Source organism: Micromonospora thermarum (assembly GCF_012034245.1).
Lineage (GTDB): Bacteria > Actinomycetota > Actinomycetes > Mycobacteriales > Micromonosporaceae > Micromonospora > Micromonospora thermarum.
Window position 1 is genome coordinate 42,475 of sequence record NZ_JAATEO010000024.1, and the last position, 20,333, is coordinate 62,807.

The 20,333-nt window shown below is 74.6% G+C and carries 19 protein-coding genes; 10 read left to right on the forward strand and 9 right to left on the reverse strand.

The window, feature by feature from the left end:
* Nucleotides 1-442 precede the first annotated feature (442 nt).
* On the reverse strand, nucleotides 443-874 hold the full coding sequence (locus tag HCJ94_RS21030; protein WP_168002745.1) for a transposase: 432 nt from the start codon (nucleotides 872-874) through the stop codon (nucleotides 443-445).
* Nucleotides 875-1,534: 660 nt separating this feature from the next.
* Here HCJ94_RS21030 and HCJ94_RS21035 point away from each other — a divergent pair.
* The gene (locus HCJ94_RS21035) at nucleotides 1,535-2,578 is read left to right on the forward strand and encodes a zinc-dependent alcohol dehydrogenase family protein (protein WP_168002746.1); all 1,044 of its coding nucleotides are present in this window, start codon (nucleotides 1,535-1,537) and stop codon (nucleotides 2,576-2,578) included.
* 100 nt (nucleotides 2,579-2,678) lie between these two features.
* Complete coding sequence (locus tag HCJ94_RS21040; protein WP_155331811.1) at nucleotides 2,679-3,086, forward strand: Fur family transcriptional regulator; 408 nt, start codon at nucleotides 2,679-2,681, stop codon at nucleotides 3,084-3,086.
* A gap of 80 nt (nucleotides 3,087-3,166) precedes the next feature.
* On the opposite strand, the gene HCJ94_RS21045 is transcribed toward HCJ94_RS21040, so the two are convergent.
* The 3 genes from HCJ94_RS21045 to HCJ94_RS21055 form a co-directional block, all read right to left on the reverse strand.
* On the reverse strand, nucleotides 3,167-3,559 hold the full coding sequence (locus tag HCJ94_RS21045; RefSeq protein WP_168002747.1) for an SCO5389 family protein: 393 nt from the start codon (nucleotides 3,557-3,559) through the stop codon (nucleotides 3,167-3,169).
* Nucleotides 3,560-3,692: 133 nt separating this feature from the next.
* Entirely contained in the window at nucleotides 3,693-4,187 is a 495-nt protein-coding gene (smpB, locus tag HCJ94_RS21050; RefSeq protein ID WP_168002748.1) for an SsrA-binding protein SmpB, read from the reverse strand.
* A gap of 22 nt (nucleotides 4,188-4,209) precedes the next feature.
* Nucleotides 4,210-6,381 (reverse strand): hypothetical protein, encoded by a 2,172-nt coding sequence (locus HCJ94_RS21055; protein WP_240944388.1) that lies wholly within the window; start codon nucleotides 6,379-6,381, stop codon nucleotides 4,210-4,212.
* A gap of 185 nt (nucleotides 6,382-6,566) precedes the next feature.
* On the opposite strand from HCJ94_RS21055, the gene HCJ94_RS21060 reads away from it, so the two are divergent.
* Nucleotides 6,567-7,106: an RNA 2'-phosphotransferase gene (locus tag HCJ94_RS21060; protein WP_168002750.1), complete on the forward strand. Its 540-nt coding sequence runs from the start codon at nucleotides 6,567-6,569 to the stop codon at nucleotides 7,104-7,106.
* A gap of 70 nt (nucleotides 7,107-7,176) precedes the next feature.
* On the opposite strand, the gene HCJ94_RS21065 is transcribed toward HCJ94_RS21060, so the two are convergent.
* The gene (locus HCJ94_RS21065; RefSeq protein ID WP_168002751.1) at nucleotides 7,177-7,689 is read right to left on the reverse strand and encodes an NUDIX domain-containing protein; all 513 of its coding nucleotides are present in this window, start codon (nucleotides 7,687-7,689) and stop codon (nucleotides 7,177-7,179) included.
* A 251-nt stretch (nucleotides 7,690-7,940) separates the two neighbouring features.
* On the opposite strand from HCJ94_RS21065, the gene HCJ94_RS21070 reads away from it, so the two are divergent.
* From HCJ94_RS21070 to HCJ94_RS21080, 3 genes are all read left to right on the forward strand, one after another.
* On the forward strand, nucleotides 7,941-8,297 hold the full coding sequence (locus HCJ94_RS21070) for a YciI family protein (RefSeq protein ID WP_168002752.1): 357 nt from the start codon (nucleotides 7,941-7,943) through the stop codon (nucleotides 8,295-8,297).
* Between the two features lie 2 nt (nucleotides 8,298-8,299).
* Nucleotides 8,300-9,547: an RNA polymerase sigma factor gene (locus HCJ94_RS21075; RefSeq protein WP_168002753.1), complete on the forward strand. Its 1,248-nt coding sequence runs from the start codon at nucleotides 8,300-8,302 to the stop codon at nucleotides 9,545-9,547.
* A 105-nt stretch (nucleotides 9,548-9,652) separates the two neighbouring features.
* On the forward strand, nucleotides 9,653-10,789 hold the full coding sequence (locus HCJ94_RS21080; protein ID WP_168002754.1) for a carboxylate-amine ligase: 1,137 nt from the start codon (nucleotides 9,653-9,655) through the stop codon (nucleotides 10,787-10,789).
* 37 nt (nucleotides 10,790-10,826) lie between these two features.
* On the opposite strand, the gene HCJ94_RS21085 is transcribed toward HCJ94_RS21080, so the two are convergent.
* Both HCJ94_RS21085 and HCJ94_RS21090 read right to left on the reverse strand, forming a co-directional pair.
* Nucleotides 10,827-12,611 (reverse strand): N-acetylglutaminylglutamine amidotransferase, encoded by a 1,785-nt coding sequence (locus HCJ94_RS21085; RefSeq protein ID WP_168002755.1) that lies wholly within the window; start codon nucleotides 12,609-12,611, stop codon nucleotides 10,827-10,829.
* Nucleotides 12,612-12,797: 186 nt separating this feature from the next.
* Nucleotides 12,798-13,562, reverse strand: coding sequence for a TetR family transcriptional regulator (locus tag HCJ94_RS21090; RefSeq protein WP_168002756.1), 765 nt, complete (start codon nucleotides 13,560-13,562; stop codon nucleotides 12,798-12,800).
* Nucleotides 13,563-13,659: 97 nt separating this feature from the next.
* On the opposite strand from HCJ94_RS21090, the gene HCJ94_RS21095 reads away from it, so the two are divergent.
* Both HCJ94_RS21095 and HCJ94_RS21100 read left to right on the forward strand, forming a co-directional pair.
* A complete protein-coding gene (locus tag HCJ94_RS21095; RefSeq protein WP_168002757.1) occupies nucleotides 13,660-14,580 on the forward strand; it encodes an ABC transporter ATP-binding protein in 921 nt (306 codons plus the stop codon).
* Nucleotides 14,577-16,196, forward strand: a complete 1,620-nt coding sequence (locus HCJ94_RS21100; protein ID WP_168002758.1) for an ABC transporter permease — start codon at nucleotides 14,577-14,579, stop codon at nucleotides 16,194-16,196. The genes HCJ94_RS21095 and HCJ94_RS21100 overlap by 4 nt, the downstream gene beginning before the upstream one ends.
* A 100-nt stretch (nucleotides 16,197-16,296) precedes the next feature.
* On the opposite strand, the gene HCJ94_RS21105 is transcribed toward HCJ94_RS21100, so the two are convergent.
* The gene (locus tag HCJ94_RS21105; protein WP_205801634.1) at nucleotides 16,297-17,208 is read right to left on the reverse strand and encodes an SGNH/GDSL hydrolase family protein; all 912 of its coding nucleotides are present in this window, start codon (nucleotides 17,206-17,208) and stop codon (nucleotides 16,297-16,299) included.
* Nucleotides 17,209-17,461: 253 nt separating this feature from the next.
* Here HCJ94_RS21105 and HCJ94_RS30950 point away from each other — a divergent pair, with 253 nt between their 5' ends.
* Both HCJ94_RS30950 and HCJ94_RS21115 read left to right on the forward strand, forming a co-directional pair.
* On the forward strand, nucleotides 17,462-17,875 hold the full coding sequence (locus HCJ94_RS30950) for a CPBP family glutamic-type intramembrane protease (RefSeq protein WP_309227365.1): 414 nt from the start codon (nucleotides 17,462-17,464) through the stop codon (nucleotides 17,873-17,875).
* A gap of 628 nt (nucleotides 17,876-18,503) precedes the next feature.
* Nucleotides 18,504-19,016 carry a DUF559 domain-containing protein gene (locus tag HCJ94_RS21115; RefSeq protein WP_168002760.1) on the forward strand — a complete coding sequence of 171 codons (513 nt, stop codon included), beginning with the start codon at nucleotides 18,504-18,506 and terminating at the stop codon, nucleotides 19,014-19,016.
* Between the two features lie 75 nt (nucleotides 19,017-19,091).
* Here HCJ94_RS21115 and HCJ94_RS21120 read toward each other — a convergent pair whose 3' ends face one another.
* Entirely contained in the window at nucleotides 19,092-20,117 is a 1,026-nt protein-coding gene (locus tag HCJ94_RS21120; protein WP_373684380.1) for a hypothetical protein, read from the reverse strand.
* Between the last annotated feature and the right edge of the window lie 216 nt (nucleotides 20,118-20,333).

Genomic DNA, 20,333 nt, shown 5'->3' on the forward strand with positions numbered 1-20,333 from the left:
AGGAGACCCTAATCTCTCGCATCCGCGAGCGAAACATCCGACTCCGGCTCGCTGCTGCACGCCCGCACACCCGACGGGCCCAGCATCCGCGAGAAGGGGGCCGGCGTGCCGGCGGAAGCCGCCGGTGCGGGCCACGTATCCACCGACGGCATCGGCCGGCGGCGGTCGTGGCTCTGGACAACAACCGGCGACCGGGCGCAACGGCCGCCACACCTGCGTGATCGACAGGGCTCGGCGCGGCCGGGTGAGGAGGGCCACCGCCGGTGGGCGCGGTCTCGTGGCGGGCGCGGCGTCCCGCTAGTGCGGTGTCCACTAACGTTCACCGGGTTTCGGTGGTCGCTGTGGATCCTCGCTTTTCGGGCGAGCGACTCCCCGCCGGTGTGGTGGGGCGGGCCCCCGCGGGCCAACTGGTCCTCGCGCGGCCCGGGGTGGGCGGCGGGGGTCACGCCGGGACCGACCGGCGCCCTGCCGCGATGTCGAGGACGCCGCGGGGGTCGCCGACGTGCAGCACACCAACCCGCTGGCGCACCGCCCACGAGACGACGGTGGCGGCGGCTTCGTGCTGGGCCTGGCGGACGCGGCGCCGGTGCCGGCCCTCCACCAGACGGGCACGGCGACGGTACTGGCGCCACCGCCGCGACCCCCGCTGACCCGGCTTCGGGGCCCGGCGGGCGGCGGCGCGGCGGCGGGCTTTGCTGTCGGCCAAATGCATGCGGTGCTCGGCGCGGATCGCCCGCCCCGACACCAACAACCCGTCCCCGTTCGGGCCGGCCACCGCATACGGGTGGATCACACCGAGGTCCACCCCGGCCACCCGGCTCGGATCCGGTCCTTCACCGCCCGGATAGGTGGCGACCGGGACTTCCGCGGTCACGTCCAGGAACAACCGGCCGCCCTCACACAGCAGCGTGATCGACCGGACCTGCTCGAGCGGGTACCCGCACCTCGCGGGCCAACCGCACCCACAACCGACCGCTCCCCGTCGCGGCCGGGACGCGCACCCGGCGCCCATCGAGGGTGAAGGTGCCGTGATACCAACGCACCGGCACCAGCCCACGCCGCCGACGCGGAAACCGCGCCGATGAATCACCGTCGCGGCGGCGTTTCGCCGCCGCGAACCACGCATCCGAAAACCGGCGCAACACCGACCGGGCACCCGTGCTGTCCAACTCGCCGAACGTGCCCGGCCCCGACCCCGCCAACTCCCGACACAACTCCTGACAGCCCACCAGCGGGCCGTCACCACGGCGACGCCGCCACGCGTTCACCTCCAACACACACGCCCACACGTCACCGGCCGAACGCAGCAGCCCGAAACACCGCCTCCACTGCCCCACCGTCACCCGAACCGCCACCCGGGCCGTGCGGTGCACCACCCGCCCAGCGGACCGATCCCGACGACGAGGCACGAACCATAGCCAACAACACCCGTACGACACTTCCGTTCCGACACCGCCCGGCGAACGTCTGTGGTCACCGCGCTAGCCTCGGCGGGGTGGCGCAGCGGCGCCGCCTTGAGCAGCGGAGGAAGCCCGTGCGTGCCACCGTGATCCACGCGCCGTTCGACATCCGGATCGAGGAGGTGCCGGACGCCGCCGTCCGGAACCCGACCGACGCGGTCGTCCGGGTCGTGCAGGCGTGCGTCTGCGGCAGCGACCTGTGGGCGTACCGGGGGGTGGCCGCGCGCCAGCCGGGACAGCGGATCGGGCACGAGTTCCTCGGCGTGGTCGAGGAGACCGGCGCCGAGGTGAGCTCGGTCCGCCGGGGTGACCTGGTGGTGGCGCCGTTCGTCTGGTCGGACGGCACCTGCGACTTCTGCGTCGAGGGCCTGCACACGTCCTGCCCGCACGGCGGCTTCTGGGGCGAGCCCGGCTCGGACGGGGGCCAGGGCGAGGCGGTGCGCGTCCCGTACGCCGACGGCACGCTGGTGCGGCTGCCCGCCGAGGCGGCCGGCGACGACCCGCTGCTCACCGCGATCCTGGCGCTGTCCGACGTGATGTCCACGGGGCACCACGCCGCCCTCGCCGCCGGTGTGCGGCCCGGTGCGACCGTGGCCGTCGTCGGCGACGGCGCGGTCGGGCTGTGCGGCGTGCTCGCGGCCCGCCGGCTCGGCGCGGAGCAGATCATCGCGCTCGGCCGGCACACCGCGCGGACCGACATCGCGCGCCGGTTCGGCGCCACCGACGTGGTCGCCGAGCGCGGCGAGGCCGCCGTCGCGGCGGTGCGGGAGCTGACCAAGGGGCAGGGCGCGCACGCCGTGCTGGAGGCCGTCGGCACCGAGGAGTCGATGCGGACCGCCATCTCGGTGGCGCGCGACGGTGGCGCGGTCGGCTACGTGGGCGTGCCGCACGGCGGCAGTGCCGGCGTGGACATCCGTCAGATGTTCGGCCGCAACGTGCGGCTCGGCGGCGGCGTCGCCCCCGCCCGCGCGTACATCCCGGAACTGCTCGCCGACGTGCTGGCCGGCCGGATCGACCCGTCGCCGGTCTTCGACCGCACGGTCACGCTCGACCGGGTGCCGGACGGCTACCGGGCGATGGACGAGCGCACGGCCCTCAAGGTGCGGATCAGGCCGTGAGGCGGGCGCCTGTCCGGCGCGCATAATGGTGGGCAGCCGGCGAGGGTGCCGGCCCGGGACCGCTGGAAGCGGTCGGAACGGCGGAGATGGCGGGAGCACGGTGACGCAGGCGATCCCGAACGTGACCCGGAACACCCGGCAGCGTGCCGAGGTGCTGGCGCTGCTGCGGGAGGTCGAGGGCTTCCACACGGCGCAGCAGCTGCACCGGATGCTCTGTGACCGGGACGCCCGGGTCGGCCTGACCACCGTCTACCGCACCCTCCAGTTGCTGGTCGACGCCGGCGAGATCGACTCCACCCGGCTGCCCGGCGGCGAGCAGCTGTTCCGCCGGTGCAGCCAGAGCCGCCACCACCATCACCTGGTCTGCCGCTCCTGCGGGCGGACGGTCGAGGTGGCCGGCCCGGCGGTCGAGCGCTGGGCCGACCAGGTGGCGGCCGAGCACGGCTTCACCGACGTCGACCACACGCTGGAGATCTTCGGCACCTGCGCGGACTGCGCCAGGGCCTGATCGGGAGAACCGGCCGCGCGGGGCGCGACCGCCCGCGCGGGCGGGGCCGCAGCACGCGCCCGCCCCGCCCGCCGGACCCGTCAGCAGTTGCGCAGCTCGGGGGACTGGTTCAGCAGTTGACCGCGGGGCGAGACGAACCGCCGGTACGCCTCGGAGTCGACCGCCGCCGGCCGGAACGCGGCGACCCGGTGGCAGTTCTGGAAGGCGAGCTTCACGCCGAAGTGCCGTTCCAGGCCGGCCCGGATCGCGTCGCTGGCCAGGGCGCGCAGGAGTTGCCCCCGCTCGGCCTCGCCCGGCGGCGGGATCTCGTTGTCGGCGTGGTCGGTGCCGTCGGCGGCCAACTCGGCGACGACCCGGCTGACGGTCTGCCAGGCGTACGGCAGCGAATCGCGGACGCAGGCGACGAAGTCGGCGTCGGAGACCGGGCCGCGCTCGGCGGCGTCGAGCAGGGCGGGCGGGACGGTGAGAGACATGCTCCTCCTCCGGGTCGAACGATAATGACTACGATTGTCATTATCCGGGCCTCCGCAGCACACCACGACCCGTCGACCCCGTCAACACACTCCGGGTGCGCCACGCCGACACGCCGTGACCACCCGTGCCCGGTCAGCTCCGGCGCTGCGGGCGGCCCTTGAGGCGACGACCCAGCTCCCGGGCGATCTCCCGCTGCGCGTCACGCTCGGCCAGCGCCTGCCGCTTGTCGTAGGACTTCCGGCCCCGGGCCAGCGCCAGCTCCACCTTGGCCCAGCCGTTCGAGAAGTACATCGACAGCGGCACCAGGGTGAACCCGCCGTCGCGCAGCTTCTCCCGGATCCGGTCGATCTCCACCCGGTGCAGCAGCAGCTTGCGGGTACGCCGGGGCGCGTGGTTCGTCCACGTGCCGTAGCCGTACTCGGCGATGTGCAGGCCGTACAGCATCAGCTCGCCGTCGCGCTCCTGCGCGAACGCGTCGACCAGGGACGCGCGTCCCTCGCGCAGCGACTTGACCTCGGTGCCGGCCAGCACGATCCCCGCCTCGTACGTCTTGAGGACGGTGTAGTCGTGCCGGGCCTTCTTGTTCGAGGCGATCAGCGTGCGGTCGGGCTTGCGGGGGGTGCTCACCCGGGCAGGATATGCCGCCTGGTCAGGCCGTCCGCCGCAGCCGGTCGGCCAGTTCACGGACGGCCTTGGCGAAGCGCGGATCGAACTCGCCCGGCCAGTGCCCCACGATCGGCGGTGGGACGCTGTTGCCCGGCGGGACGACGACGTCGCTCGGGTCGCGCAGCCGCCGGTCGACCGTTCCCGCCGGCCCGTAGACGGTGGGCGGCTCGCCCGGCCGGTGCGGCGAGAACATCCAGCCACCGATCGGGTCGGTGTCCCGCCACAGGTTGATCCAGCGCCACCCGACCCGCTCGCCCACCTCGCGCAGCACCTCCTCACCGACGTACGCGGGGAACCACCGGGAGTAGAGCCGGCGCAGCGGCGACCCGTACGTCAGCAGCGCAACCCGGTCACCGGCGCCCGGTGGGAGCTGGAGCACGGTCGCCGCGAGCAGCACCGAGCCGTGGCTGTGCCCGGTGAGCAGCACAGCGTGCCCCTGGCCGGTCAGCCAGGCGATCCGGCGGCTCAGCTCGGGCACCGTCCGTTCGGCGTAGCAGGGCGGGCCGAAGGGGTGCGCCGCCCGGGGCCAGAACGTGCCCAGGTCCCACAGCACGCCCACGTAGCGGCGGAACTCGGCCGTCCGGTACGCGAAGATGCCGCCCAGCACCAGGCCGAGGACGAGTGCGGCGATCACCCAACTGCCGAAATGGATGCCGAAGTTCACCAGACCGGCGGGAATCCCGAGCGACCGGTCGAGCGCCTCGCCGGGGTTCACCGCGAACATGCCGATGGCACTGGTCGCCATGCCGAAGCCGGCGAGCCAGGCGTACGTGAGGGCGAGCGGGGCGAGCCGCTCGGTGAACCGTGCCCGCGCGATGACCTTCTCGACCTGCCGCAACCGAGGCCCCGCCTCCGGCGGCGCGTCCGGGAAGTCCCGCGCCAGGGCCGCCGCCGCCGCCCGGTGCCGCGCCGGCCGGGACACCACCGCCACCACGGCGGCGACCGCCGCCGCGGTCACCACCGCCACGAAGAACCCGAAGATCGTCCACTTGTACGTCAAGGGCGGGCCGGTCGCCATCCGGTCACCGGCCGGGCCGTCGCCGCTTGCCAGGAGGTCCGCCACCCGGTAGACCAGCTCGGCGGAGAAGGCCACCGCCAGACCGGTCGCGACCGCACCGAACACGAGCGGGCCGGACGCCCGCCGCCCGACACGGCCCGGCGCCCACCTCGCCACCCCCCAGACCACGATCAGCAGGCAGGTCTGCGCGAGGAAGAGTCTGGCGACCGACACGCCGTACCCGGGCAGCCCGCCGTCCACCGACGGCCGCGCGGGATCGGCCGCGACCATGGCCAGGACCACCACCGTCAGCACGCACGCGAGCGTCCGCAGGATTCGGGTCATCCGGTCGATCGGTCCGGCCGCGGGTTGATCGATCAGCGGATGCGCGCAGACCAGGACGACGCAGGCGACCAGGACCGCGCCGGTCAGGATGCCGAGCGTCAACGTGGCGGGTGAGGCCCGGCCGTCGGCGTGGGCAGTGAGCAGGACGGCGTCCAGCGTGGCGAACGCGGCGGCGACGTGGATCGCGCGCAACCGCCCGACCAGCGGTGCCTGGTCCCACTGCCCGACGGCGGTGAGCTGGTGCGGGCCGGCGACGGTCGGGGGGGTGCGGAACGACGCGAACATCCGCTCCGGACGGGCTCCGAGCCACCAGACCAGCCCGATGGCGGCGGCCGGGACGAGCGCCAGCACCGCCAGCCGCAGCCCGACCGGCCGGCCGCCGAGCCAGGACAGCCAGCTCCGCCCGGCCAGGCACTGCGGCGCGGCCATGCACTTCCAGGCGATCAGGTCGAGTGCCACCCCGGCCACGGCGAGCACGTACAGGGCGGTGAGGGTCAGCGCGAGCACCCGGCAGAGGCCCTTGACGGTGGCGGCGCGGCGGTCTGAGCTGACCGGGCGCATCCAGAGCGCCACGTTGCAGAGCATGAACGGCAGAAGGAACACCAGCGACAATGTGCGGACCGCGGTACCCGACGGCAGCTCGCTCCAGCGGTACGCCTCCAGGACCACCCCACCCGGCCCGGTCGTGTCCGGGTAGCCGGGGCGGGGCCGGTAGAAGCCGCCGCTGTGGTCACCGGCGACCTGCCGGACGTTCGGGCGGTCCAGCACCTGTTCGGCACTGGCGCCGGAGGCGCCGTGCACGCGTAGTTCCACGACGTCGTCCGGGCGTCCGCCCGGAGGTGCTGGCGCGTCCGACATCGGCCCCCCGAGGCGTCGTACGGCGGCACGGCCGCCCGGGCCGCGCGGCGCCGTCTACCCGTTCGGCGCCCGGTCACGCCTGCCGCCCCGATGTGCGATCCGGGTGGCGGCCGGCCGGGGTGTCCGGCCACAATCCGGGCGTGGATGACCCGCGGCTGGTCCGGTTGAGCAAGCGCATGTCCCTCGCCCTGCGGCACCGTCCGGACCGCTTCGGGCTGGCCCCGGACCGCGCCGGCTGGGTGCCCGTCGACGACGTCCTCGCCGCGTTGGGCATCCGCCGCGCCGACCTCGACGACGTCGTGGCCGGCAACGACAAGCAGCGCTTCGCGGTGGAGCGCGGCCCGGACGGCGTGGAGCGCATCCGGGCCAACCAGGGGCACTCGATCCCGGTCGACCTCGGGCTGGCGCCGGTGGACCCGCCGGCCGTGCTCTACCACGGCACCAGCGCCGCCGCCCTGGACTCGATCCGGACGAGCGGCCTGCACCGGGGCGGCCGGCACCACGTCCACCTCTCGCCGGACGTGGAGACCGCGCAGCGCGTGGGGGCCCGGCGCGCCGGCCCCACCGTAGTCCTGACCGTCGACGCGGCCGGCATGGCGCGCGACGGCCACGCCTTCTACCACAGCGCCAACGGCGTCTGGTTGACCGACGCCGTCCCCGCCCGCTACCTGGGGGCCTGACCGCCCGCCGCTACCCGGTCCCGATCCGCGGCTCGCCCGCTACCCGGCCGCCGGCTTGGGCGGCCCGGACTCAGCCGGCGTGGCGGGCGAGGAAGTCGGCGAGCACCCGGGTGTGGGTCGAGAACGCCAACTCGACCGGCTCGGTGAGCACCAGCCACTCAGTCGCCTCCTCGGTGGGCGCCGACGGCGGGAGCGCCGCGGCCGGCCGGGCCGGCAGCTCCCCGAAGACCATCATCGTGCCGCCCGCCGGGGCGCTGTGCACCGCGAACAGCGTCGCGTCGGCCCGGTCGGCGAGCAGGCCGGTCTCCTCGCGGAGCTCCCGCACCAGCGCGTCCTGCCACTCCTCGCCGTACTCGATGAAGCCGCCCGGCAGCGCGAGCTGCCCGCGCGCCGGCTCGATGTCCCGGCGGACGACCACCACGCCCAGGCCCGCGTCGGTGTGCACCGGCAGCACGGCCACCGCCACCGGCAGCGGGTTGCGCCAGACCGTCTCGCCGCAGGCCGCGCAGAACCGGGGCCAGGGTGCCGCCGGCGGGTACGCCGTGCCGCAGTAGGAACAGTGCGAGTACGCCGTGCCGGTCATGCCGCCGCACGTTACCCGCCGCGCGGCTCGCGACGTGATCGTCCTCGGGCTCCGGGCGGGTCAGGTCTGCGGGGCGCCGGTGTAGAAGGCGGTGGTGTGCTCGGCGGCGGCCCGCGCGTCGGCCGCGTCGGTGCCGTCCGCGACGCTCGCCTCATCGGGAATGTCGCGGCGCGCTGTCGAAGCCCGCGGTGGCCGTTCGTGTAGAGGATGAGAGGCCGGCGCGGTGCCGGCCGCCCCCGCGAGGAGGAGCCATGAAGCAGTACCTGGTGAGCATCTACCAGCCCGCCGGCCCGGGGACCCCGGACCCGGAGTTCCTCGCCGGCGTCATGCGCGAGCTGGGCGCGATCCGGCAGGAGCTGGAGGCCAGCGGGTGCTGGGTCTTCGGCCAGGGCCTGCACGATCCGTCCACGGCAACGGTGCTGCGCCCGAAGGAGGGCGAGGTGCTGGTCACCGACGGCCCGTTCGTCGAGGGCAAGGAGTACCTGGGCGGTTTCACCATCCTCAGGGCACCCGACCTGGACGCGGCCCTGGAGTGGGGCCGCCGGTACGCCCTCGCCACGACCCTCCCGATCGAGGTGCGTCCGTTCCAGGGCGAGGCCGAGGACTGACCGTGCCCGACCTGGAAGCGGTGTACCGGGCGGAGTACGGCCGCGCGGTCGCCGTCCTCGTCCGCCTCCTCGGCGACATCGACCTCGCCGAGGAGGCGGTGCAGGAGGCCTTCGCCGTCGCCCTCGCCCGCTGGCCGGCGACGGGGACACCGCCCAGCCCCGCCGGATGGATCATCACCACCGCCCGCAACCGGGCGATCGACCGGCTGCGCCGGGAGGCGTCCCGGGGCGAGCGGCACGCCGAGGCCGCCCGGCTGCACACCGCCGACGGCCCGCCCGAGGAGGGTCCCGTGCGCGACGACCGGCTCCGCCTGATCTTCACCTGCTGCCACCCCGCGCTCGCCCCCGCCGCCCGGGTCGCCCTGACGTTGCGCCTGCTCGGCGGCCTGACCACCGCCGAGATCGCCCGCGCCTTCCTGACCCCGGAACCGACGATGGCGCAGCGGATCACGCGGGCCAAGGCGAAGATCCGGGACGCCGGCATCCCGTACCGGGTGCCGCGCGACGCCGACCTGCCCGACCGGCTGCACACCGTGCTCACCGTCGTCTACCTGATCTACACCGAGGGGCACACCGCCAGCGCCGGCCCGCGGCTCGTCCGCGACGACCTCTGCGTCGACGCGGTACGCCTCGCCCGGCTGCTGGCCGAGCTGATGCCGGACGAGCCGGAGGCGTTGGGGCTGCTCGCCCTGCTGCTGCTCACCGAGGCCCGCCGGCCGGCCCGCACCACCGCCGGTGGCGCGCTGGTGCCGCTGCCCGAGCAGGACCGGTCCCGGTGGGACGCCACGCTGACCGCCGAGGGGCAGGTCCTGGTACGCCGCTGCCTGCGCCGCAACCGGCCCGGCCCGTACCAGATCCAGGCCGCCATCGCCGCCGTGCACGGCGCCGCACCCGACGCCGCCGGCACCGACTGGGCCCAGATCCTCGCCCTGTACGACCAGCTCGCCGCCGTCGCCCCCGGGCCGGTGGTGGCCCTGAACCGGGCGGTGGCGCTGGCCGAGGTCGCCGGGCCGGCGGTGGCGCTGGCCGTGGTCGACGGTCTCGACCTCGCCGGCTACCACGTGTTCCACGCGGTCCGGGCCGACCTGCTGCGCCGGCTGGGCCGGACCGCCGAGGCGGTGGCGGCGTACCGGACGGCCGCGCGGCGAACGGACAACGAGGCCGAACGGGCCTTCCTCGCCGCCCGGGCGGACGAGGTGCACGGAAGGGCCCCTGTTGACGCCTCCGGTGGCGGAGGGATCCCTTCTTGACGGGGGCCCCGCCCCGGGCGTTTTCCGCCGGGGCGGGCGGGAACCCGGGAGCGAACGGCAGTGCGGCGCCCGGCGCGCCGCCCGACGAACGGACGCCGACCGCTCATGACGTACCGTCCGGCCACCACGCTTCCCGACCTCACCACGCTGACCCTCGGCGTCGAGGAGGAGTACCTGCTGCTGGATCCCGAGACGGGGGAGAGCCTGCCGGTCGCCGGACAGGTGCTCGACGGGCTGTCGGGCGCCGCCCGCGAGCACAGCCGGCAGGAGTTCCGGCACAGCATGGTCGAGATGGTCACGCCGGTCTCGTCCGAGCTCGCCGACGTACGCGAGCACCTGGTCGCACTGCGCGGGGCCGCCGCGGACGCGGCCGAGGCCGCGGGCGCCCGCCTCGTCGCCGTGGGGGCCACGCCCGTGCACGAACCGCACCGGACCGTGCCGGACAAACCCCGCTACCACGCGATGTCCCGGCGATTCGGGCCGGTCGCGCACGACCCGGCGGTCTGCGGCTGCCATGTGCACGTCGGTGTCCCGGACCGGGAACTCGCCGTGCAGGTCTGCAACCACCTGCGCCCCTGGCTGCCGGTGGTGCAGGCGATCACCGCCAACTCGCCGCTGCACGACGGCCGGGACACGGGACACGCGAGCTGGCGGTCGATGCAGCTGGAACGCTGGCCGAGCATCGGCCCCACCCCGCACTTCGAGTCGGTCGCCGACTACGACGCCACGGTGGAGGACCTGATCCGGGCGGGCATCATGCTGGACGCCGCGATGGTCTACTGGTACGCCCGCCCGTCCGTCGCGTACCCCACTGTGGAGGTGCGGGTGGGCGACGTCTGCCCGACCGTCGACGACACCGTGCTCGTCGCCGGGCTCGTCCGCGCCCTCGTCGCGACCGTGGCGGACGACGTCCGCGACGGGGTGCTCGCCCCGCGGATCCGGGACTGCCTGGTCTCCGCCGCGCACTGGCGCGCCGCCCACGACGGGCTCGACGGCGACCTCATCGACCTGCGCTCGGGCCGTGCCCGGCCGGCGTGGGAGCTGGTCGACGAGCTGTTCGCCACCGTCGCGCCCGCACTGGTGCGCCACGGTGACCTCCACTACGTGCTCGACCAGCTGAACCGGGTCCGCCAGGAGGGTACGGGCGCGGCCCGGCAGCGCCGCATCCTCGCCCGGACCGGTTGCGACGTCCAGGCGGTGCTGGACCACCTGGCCGCCCAGACCCGCCCGGCGGAGGCGTGAGGGCGGGCCCCCGTCCGACGCCAGGCGTCGACAAGGGTCAGCGGATGTCGTGCGTCTGGAGCCACAGCTCCAACAGCCCGAGCTGCCACAGCTTGTTGCTGCCGGCCGCCGACCGCGTCGCCTCGGGGTCGGCGAGCAGTTCCGTCACGTACTCCGGCCGGAACAGGCCCCGCTCCCGCGCCACCGGCGCCCGCAGCGCCTCGACCACCAGGTCGCGCACCGGGCCGTCGACGTTGCGCAACGCCGGCACCGGGAAGTAGCCCTTCGGGCGGTCGATGAGGTCGGCGGGCAGCACCTCCCGGGCGACCTCCTTGAGCACCCCCTTGCCGCCCTGCGCCACCTTGTGCTCGGGCGGGCAGGCCGCCGCGAGGGCCACCAGGTCCTGGTCGAGGAACGGGGTCCGCACCTCCAGCCCCCAGGCCATGCTCATGCTGTCGACGCGCTTCACCGGGTCGTCGGGGAGCATCCGGTGGGTGTCGAGGCGCAGCACCGCGTCCAGCGCGGTCTCCGCGCCGGGCGCGGCCAGCTCGGCGGTGAGCAGGTCCCGGCTGGCGTCGTGGTCGCAGGCGTGCGCCGGGTCGACCACCCGGGTCAGTTCGGCGTGGTCGTGGTCGAAGAAGGCCGCCGCGAACGCCGCCGCCGCGCCGTCGCGGGGCACCGCCGCGAGGGGCTGGTGGTAGCCGTACCCGGCGAAGACCTCGTCGGCGCCCTGCCCGGACTGCGCCACCTTCACGTGCTTCGCCACCTGCTGGCTCAGCAGGTGGAAGGCCACCACGTCGTGGCTGCCCATCGGCTCGGTCATCGCGGCCACCGTCGCCCGCACCGCCGGCACCAGGTCGTCGTTCGGGAGCCGGATGCGGTGGTGGTCGGTCTCGTACGTGCGGGCCACGAGGTCGGACCAGTGGAACTCGTCGCCGGCCTCGCCGCCGCGGCTGTCGAAGCCGATGCTGAACGTCCGGAGGTGGTGCTGGTTGGCCTCGGCGAGCAGCGCCACGATGAGGCTGGAGTCGAGCCCTCCGGAGAGCAGCACCCCGACCGGGACGTCCGCGACCAGCCGCCGCCGTACGGCGGTCCGCAGCGCGCCCCCGACGGCGGCCCGCCAGTCCCGGGCGTCCATGCCGGCGTGGGCGGGATCGCGGACGTACTCGGGCTGCCAGTACACCCGCTCCCGGCTGCGCCCGTCCGCCTCGACGACCCGCAGCGTCGCCGGGGGCAGCTTGCGGACGCCGCGCAGGACGGTCCGGGGCGCCGGCACGATCGAGTGCCAGGACAGGTAGTGGTGCAGGGCCACCGGGTCGATGCGCGTGTCGACGTCGCCGCCGCGCAGCAGCGCCGGCAGGGTCGAGGCGAACCGCAGCCGCCCGGGCGACTCGGCGAGGTACAGCGGCTTGATGCCGAGCCGGTCGCGGGCCAGGACGAGTCGCCGCCGCGCCCGGTCGACCAGACCGATCGCGAACATGCCGACCAGGTGGTCGACGAACGCCTCACCCCACTGCGCGTACGCCACCAGGATCACCTCGGTGTCGCTGGTGGAGCGGAAGGTGTGCCCGGCGGCGCGCAGCTCCTCGCGCAGTTCGGGATAGTTGTAGACGCAGCCGTTGAAGACCAATGCCAGCCCCAGGTCCTCGCGCACCATCGGCTGCGCCCCGGCGTCGGACAGGTCGATGATGGTGAGCCGGCGGTGCCCGAGGGTCACCCAGCCGTCGCCCCACAGGCCCTCGCCGTCCGGCCCGCGGGACCGCATCGCGTCGGTCATCCGCGCCACGGCGTCGGCGTCCGGTGTCGACCCGTCGAGGCGCGCCTCCCCGCCGATGCCGCACACGGTCAGCGCCCACCCGAACGCTGCCGGGTCGTCCGTACATCGACAACCGGACCCATCCGCCACCGTCCCGTCGCGCCGGCTGCGGGCCACCGTGCGGCGGCCCGGTCCCGTCCTCAGGACGACGGGTCGGCTACCCGCTGGGTGGGCCGTCAAACGGGTCTCAGAACCGTCTCGAAACCCGTCTCGTTATTCCGCTCCGGATCCCCCCAGGTGCCGGTACACCGTCGCCCGGGACACCCCGAGCGCGGCGGCGATGTCGTCCACCGAGTGGGTGCCGGCGGCGTGCAGCCGGTGGGCGGTGCGGACCTGCTCCGGGCCCATCGACCGGGGTCGTCCCGGCCGGCGCCGCCCGGGGGCGCGGGCGGCGTCCGCCGCCGGGTCCGCGCCGACCCCGGCCTCCGCGCCGCCGGTGTCGTCCAGCAGCCGGCGTACGCCGTCGAGCATGTCGGCGCGCAGGGTCTCCTCGGGTACGTCGACGAAGAAGACGATCGGGTCGCTGCACATGGCGATCGCCTGCACCGCGCGGACCCGCTCCCGGCGCCCGGCGTCCGGCCCGGCGACGATCTCGTTGGCCCGCATGGCGATCTGCATCAACCGGTGGTACGTCCGGCCCCGGCTGACCATCGCGATGTCGTGGAAGAGCATGCCGAGCGAGCGGCGGTGGGTGAGCATCGTGTCCACCCAGCCGGCGAGCAGCGCCTCCCGGGCCTGTGGCGGCGGGAGGGCGGCGGTGCGGTCCAGCAGCGTCTCCAGGTCCGCCAGCAGCGGCTCGGTCAGCGCGGTGAGCAGGTCCTCCTTGGCGGGGAAGTGGTAGAGGATCGCCGCCTTGGTCAGCCGCAGCCGTTCGGCGATCTGCCGCAGCGAGGTGCGCTGGTAACCGTGCTGGCTGAACAGGTCCAGCGCGACCCGCAGGATCCGGGTACGGGTGTCGTCGGGCGCCTCGACGGTCATGCCGCCCAGCGTAGCCGCCGTCCTGACCGCCGGGTTGATCTGGCTGACCGATGGTCAGTACGCTGGATGCGACGAACCGGCTGCCACAGGAGGTGCCATGCCCGTCATCGCGATCGACGGCCTGGTCAAGAGTTTCGGCGCGGTCCGCGCGCTCGACGGGCTCGACCTGCGGGTCGAGGCGGGGGAGGTGCACGGCTTCCTGGGGCCGAACGGCTCCGGCAAGTCCACCACCATCCGCGTCCTGCTCGGGCTGCTGCGGCGCGACGCCGGCGACGTCCGGCTGCTCGACGCCGATCCCTGGCGCGACGCGGTGGCGCTGCACCGGCGGCTCGCGTACGTGCCGGGCGACGTGAACCTGTGGCCCAACCTGTCCGGCGGCGAGGCCATCGACCTGTTCGGCGCGCTGCGCGGCGGGCTGGACCGGCGCCGCCGCGACGAGCTGCTGGAACGGTTCGACCTCGACCCGACCAAGAAGTGCCGCGCGTACTCCAAGGGCAACCGGCAGAAGGTCGCGATCGTCGCCGCGTTCGCCTCCGACGTCGAGCTGTACGTGCTCGACGAGCCGACCTCCGGGCTCGACCCGCTCATGGAGGCGGTGTTCCAGGAGGAGGTCCGGCGGCTCACCGACGGCGGCGCCACCGTGCTGCTCTCCAGCCACGTCCTCGCCGAGGTCGAGGCCCTCTGCGACCGGGTGAGCATCATCCGCGCCGGCCGCACCGTCGAGTCCGGCACCCTCACCGAGCTGCGGCACCTGGCCCGGACCACGGTCACCGTCGAGACGGCGCGCCCGCTCACCGGTGTCGAGGAGCTGCCCGGCGTCCACGAGGTCCGCCCCGTCGACGGCCGCACCCGGCTGGAGGTGCAGCCGGAGCACCTCGACGAGCTGCTGGCGTACCTGGTCCGCTTCGGCGTCCGCGCGCTCACCAGCGCCCCGCCGACCCTCGAAGAGCTGTTCCTGCGGCACTACGACGGCGCGTCCAACGGCCGGGTCCCGGCCGGCGCGGAGCGTGCCCGGTGAGCGCGTTCACCGGCACCGGCCGGCTGGCCCGGCTCGCCCTGCGCCGCGACCGGATCAAGCTGGGCATCTGGGTGCTCGGCACGCCGTTGCTCGGCGTCGGCCTCGCTGGCAGCGTCTCCGACTTCTACCCGGACGAGCCGTCCCGTGTCCGGTACGCCGAGACCGCCGCCACCAGCGTCGTCGCGCGCGCCTTCAACGGGCCGATCGTCGGGGCCGACCTCGGCGCGGTGGTGGTCGCCGAGACCTACATCACCCTCGCCGTGCTCGCCGCGCTGGTCAGCACGTTCGCCGTCGTCCGGCACACCCGCCAGAACGAGGAGACCGGGCGTGCGGAGCTGCTCGGCGCCGCCGTCGTCGGCCGGTACGCGCTGCTCACCGCCGCCCTGCTCGTCGTCGTCGGGGCGAACGTGGCATCCGGCGTACTCCTGGGGTTGGCCTTCGCCGCGACCGGCCTGCCGCTCGCCGGGTCGCTCGCCGCCGCCGGGGCGGTCGCCGGGGTCGGTGTCGCCTTCACCGCCGTCGCCGCCGTCACCGCCCAGCTGTCGGTCACCTCGCGGGGCGCCAACGCGCTCGCCGCCGCCACCGTCGGCGTGGCGTTCCTGCTCCGTGCCGCCGGGGACGTCCTCGGCGAGCGGGTCGGGCTGCGGGTGGAGAGCGCCTGGCCGTCCTGGCTGTCCCCGCTCGGCTGGGGCAACCAGGTGCGGGCGTTCGGCGGGGAGCGCTGGTGGGTGCTGGCGCTACCGGTCGCGCTCCTCGTCGCCGGCACGGCGCTCGCCTTCACGCTCGCCAGCCGGCGGGACGTCGGCGCCGGACTGCTCGCCGCCCGCCGGGGGCCGGCTCGCGCCGCCGCCGGGCTGCTCAGCCCCACCGGCCTGCTCTGGCGGCTGCACCGCGGCGCCCTGCTCGGCTGGGCGGTCGCGGTGGTGATCCTCGGGTTCTCGATGGGTGTCGCCGCCGACGAGGTCAACGACATGATCGTCGAGAATGCCGCCGCCGCCGAGGCGATCGCCGCGCTGGGCGGCGGGACCGACCTCGTTGACGCGTTCCTCGCCGCGATGCTCGGGCTGTTCGCACTGACCCTCGGCGCGTACGTCGTGCAGGCGCTGCTGCGGACGCGGGCCGACGAGTCCGACGGGATCCTGGAGGCGGTACTGGCGACCGCCGTCAGCCGGCACCGGTGGCTGCTGACCCAGATCTCCGGTGCGGTGCTCGGCGCGGTGGCGCTCATGCTGCTGGCCGGCGTGTCCACCGGTCTGGGCTACGGGCTCGTGGCCGGCGACGCCCTCGGCCACGCCCTGGAGCTGGGCGGGGCCGCAGTGCTGCGGCTGCCGGCGCTGCTCGTCGTCGCCGGGGTGGTCACCGCGCTGTTCGGGTTGGCGCCCCGCTGGTCGGTGGCGCTGTCCTGGGCGGTGCTGATGGTGTTCCTGCTGCTCGGGCAGCTCGGCGCGGTGCTGGACCTGCCGCAGGCGGTGCTCAACCTGTCCCCGTACACGCATGTGCCGTCGGTGCCGGCGGTGGATCCGGCGGTACTGCCCCTGGTGCTGCTCACCGGCGTCGGTGCGGTGCTGCTCGCCGCCGGCCTGGCCGGCTTCCGCCACCGGGACGTCCCGAGCTGAGGGGAAAGGAAGGGCCCCCTGTTAACGCCTCCGGTAGGCAAGGGGGCCCCTCTTAACGCGGGTGGCACGCGGGCGGCGCGCCCCTACCGCTGCTCGGCGGCTAGGTCAGGGCGGGCGGGAGCTGGCCGGGGCGGGCGAGCGGGTCGACACCGGTGACGGGTGAGCCGGTGCCTGCGAGGGCGGCGGCCAGGTCGCGGCCGAGGTGCTCGTCGAGGCGGCTCGCCTGGCCGCGCAGCGAGTACCAGGACTCGGCGGCGGCCAGCCAGAGCAACTGCGGCACCAGGTCGGTGCAGCGGTCCCGCACCCACCGGGTGCCCTTCACGGCCAGCCAGGTGAGCTGGGCCGCCCGGGTCGGCGGCGGGTTGCCCGGTCGCGGGTCGGGGCGGCGGTGCACCGGCAGGCCCCGATCCCGCAGCAGATCCGCGTACGCGCCGGCGAGCAGGCGGTGCCCCCGCTCGCTCGGGTGCAGGCGGTCGACGCTCCACATGTCGCGGCGGTACGTGTCCGGGTGGTTCGCCGCGTCGAAGTGGACGGTGTCGTACAGCGCCGCCGCGTGGTCGGCGACCGCGTTCACCGCGGCGACCCGCCGCGCCAGGGGCCGGGCCAGCCCCGACGGCAGCCCGAACATCCGGCCCGGCTCCGGCAGCCGGGCGGTCAGCACCACGGCTCCGGCCCGGCGCAGCGCGCCGACCGTCCCCAGCAGCGCCGCGCTGACCGCCGGCACGTCGAAGCGGGCACGCAGCGTGTCGTTGACCCCGACGACCACAGCGGCGACCGTCGGGCGCAGCGCGAGGGCGGCCGGGAGCTGGTCGCGGAACACGTCGCCGGTGAGCGCGCCGGGGCGGCCGAGATTGTGGAACTGGAGGTGGGGCCCCGGCGGGGCCAGACTCTCGGCGAGCAGCGCGGCCCACCCGCGCCACGTCCCATCGGGCATCGGGTCGCCGAGGCCCACGGTGATCGAGTCACCGAGCGCCACGAAGCGCACCGGTGTCAGACCATCCGGAGTACGCACGCTCGTACCGTCGGGGCCTGTCGTACCGGACAGGCCACCACCAGCCGACGCGCGAGCGAACAACGGCCGAAGATCCACGCAGGGCCGGCAGCTCCGGTGCCGCGAGACCGTAGCGTGGTGCCGTGGGCGCGACTCCGGCGTGCCACGCGGCTTCGGGCTCACGCGGTGTGGCGGCAGTGCACGTCCGGCGGCTCCCGCTCGGCAGTGTGTGGCCCGCAGTGTACGTCCGGCATGGGCCGGCTCGGGGCGGTGCGTGGTAGGGGAGTGGATCGACGGGAGCAGTGGCTGGTGGGAGGGTCGGCGGACATCCGGGGTGCCCCGCGAGGCGCCGCTGATCTGGGTCGCGGTGGTCGTGCTGTACCCGCTGGTCTCCGTCTACCCGCAGGAGCTGATCTTGCGGGTGTTCCTGTTCCACCGGTACGCGCCGCTGCTGTCCGCCGGCTCCCTCGCGGTGGCCGCGAGTGCCGCCGCCTTTGGCTTCGCGCACGTGATCTTCGGCAGTGTCTGGTCGGTGCTGCTCACCCTGCTCGGGGGCGGGCTGTTCGCGTGGCGCTACCGGCGTACCCGGTCATTGCTGGCCGCCTCGGTCGAGCACGCTCTGTATGGCGTTCTCGCCTTCACGATCGGCCTCGGCGACCTCTTCTACCACGGCGCAACCGCCGGCTGAGGGCTCCTCCCAGCGGTTATCAAAGATCCAGTACGTCTCACCGACTCGACACGCCGGGCCCCTGCCGCTCACCCGTATCCGATCTTGCATACCACGGACGGCCCAGCGCGTGGCTGTTGTCCACAGAGGAGGCCAGTCCACAGAAGCGGGGTTGGGGCGGTTGCTCGGTCATGGTCGGGGCGGCAGGGTTCGGGCGCGTGGGCGGAGTGTTGCGGGGGCTGGTCGAGGCCCACGACGGGGTGATCACTAGTGCGCTGGCTAGACAGGTCGTGCCTGAGTGGACGCTGCGGCGAGCATGCCGGTCGGGGTACCTCGTTCGCGCCCTGCCCCAGGTCTACGTGGGGCCGGTGGCCAGTCCCCGGACCAGCAGGATGGCCGTCCCGCGATCGCACACGTCCCCCCGGCCCTGGCCCGCCGCGCCGCGTTGGCCTGGGCCGACGGACGCGCGGCGCTGAGTCACCTGACCGCCCTCGACGTGTGGGGCCTGCACCAGCAGGTTGCAGGAGACGTCCTTCACCTGACCGTGCCGACCGCATCGAGCCTCCGCAGCCGGCCCGGCATCGTCGTCCACCAGCGCCAAGGCTTTCGCCTCGGTCCTCCGCACGTTCGGATTCGTCACGACCTCCCGGTGGCGCGGCTGGAGGCGGCGCTGGTCGGCTCGTGGCCGCTGCTGCCGCTCGCCGAGCGGCACGGGCCGGTGATCCGGGCGGTCAACGATCGGCTCACCACGCCCGACCGGCTGCGCGCCGCGCTCGCGCCGGTGCCGCGGCTGCCCGGCCGGACCGCGTTGCGTACCCTGCTCACCCGCCTCGCAGACGGCTGCCGCAGTCCATTGGAGATCTGGGGGCACGAGCACGTCTTCGTCGGTCCAGGCATGCCGGAGTTCCACCGGCAGTTCCGGCTGCGGCTTGACCGACGCACTGTGTATCTCGACCTGTACGCCGAGCGCGAGCGGGTCGACATCGAACTCGACGGGGCGACCGCTCACGGGAACCCGCGACAGCGCGAGATAGACCTGCGGCGGGACGCCCTGCTCGCCACCGCCGGCATCCTGACCGTCCGTTTCTCCCACCGCCGCCTGGTTCACGAACCCGACGAGGTTCGCCGGGAAACCCTCGCCATCCTCGCCAGCCGCCGCTGACTGGATGCGAACGAGCGCTGTTGCAGCGACGACGCTGCGGGGCAAGGGGCACACCGACCAACTGGGCCGTGCTCGCTAGCTGGGGTCGGAGGTCTGTTCGCTCGTGCCCGGTCGCGCGGGCTGCTCCGCGGCGCCGGTCGGCGGGGCGGATCTGGGCTTCGGCGTCAGGTCGATCTCGGTGAACGGTTCGAACAGGTTCTCCTGGCGGCGGCGTTGACGGAGGAGGTCGCCCGTCCACCGCGCGGCGGCCCGCTGCTCGGCCATCATGTGCTCGCGGGCGCGGGCCAGCTTCTCGCGCAGGTCCTCGGGCACGTCGGCGCCAGCGAGGTCGTCCAGGATCGCCGCCCACCGCCGGTTGATCCGTTCGGCGTACTGCGCGCGCCGCGTCTGCTCCTCGTACTCGCAGTCGAGGGAGATCAAGCGTTCCCAGTACGGCTGGAGCGCCCGCCGGACCCGCTCGTCGAGGCGTACCCATGCCTCGGGGCGGCAGGTGACGGTCTTCCCGCCGCGTTCGAACGCCCACGGCTCCTGCCGGCCGAGCACCCGCTGCAACCGTTCCTCCAGCTCGCCCGCCCGGTGCGGTGGGACGGCACGGGCCAGGTCACCCGCGATCCGGGTCAGCCGCTGGGTCGCCTGGGGCATGAAGTAGTGCGCGTACCAGGCCAACTGCTCCGGCCGCAGGCCCTGTGCGGACCAGGTGAACGCGGCGCGGACGCTGAAGGCGAACACGTACCCCCGCGCCGGCACGGTGAACGGGCCGACCGACTCGCGCCGCTCGATCGGCTCCTCCGGAGGGGGAGGCGGCGGGCCTTCCTTCGCCGCCGCATCCACCTTGCGGGCGACGGAGAGCGACCACCCCCAGAGGCGTCGTGCAGCCGGCACCAGCCGTGCCGCGAGCCGCTGGGCCCAAGGGGCCAGCTGTGCACGGAGACGCCGGGACGTCCCGACCAGCCGTTCCGCGAGACGCCGGCACATCCTGACCAGTCGGGCCGAGGATCGCCCCGGGCCGGTGGCCGTGTCAGTCGACGCGTGGTCCCGATCCTGGTCGACCTGGAGTTGCCGGTCCGGCGGGGTCGCCTCCGCAGGTGGACCCTCGGTCATGTCCCCCTCCCTCGTCCGCGGACCGGTCCGCAGCCCGATGGTGCAGGGCCGGGCGGCGGTGCGGTCGGTGCCGGGTACGAGGGGGACGCCCGACAGGTGCGGCAGCGTTGCGTGCTCACGTTAACAGGGACTCTGCCGCCGGACCGGCAGCGGCTCGCGGTCCGGGGTCTTCGTCCACCCGTGGGACGTAACGGGCTGGCCACGCTGGACCGGGGT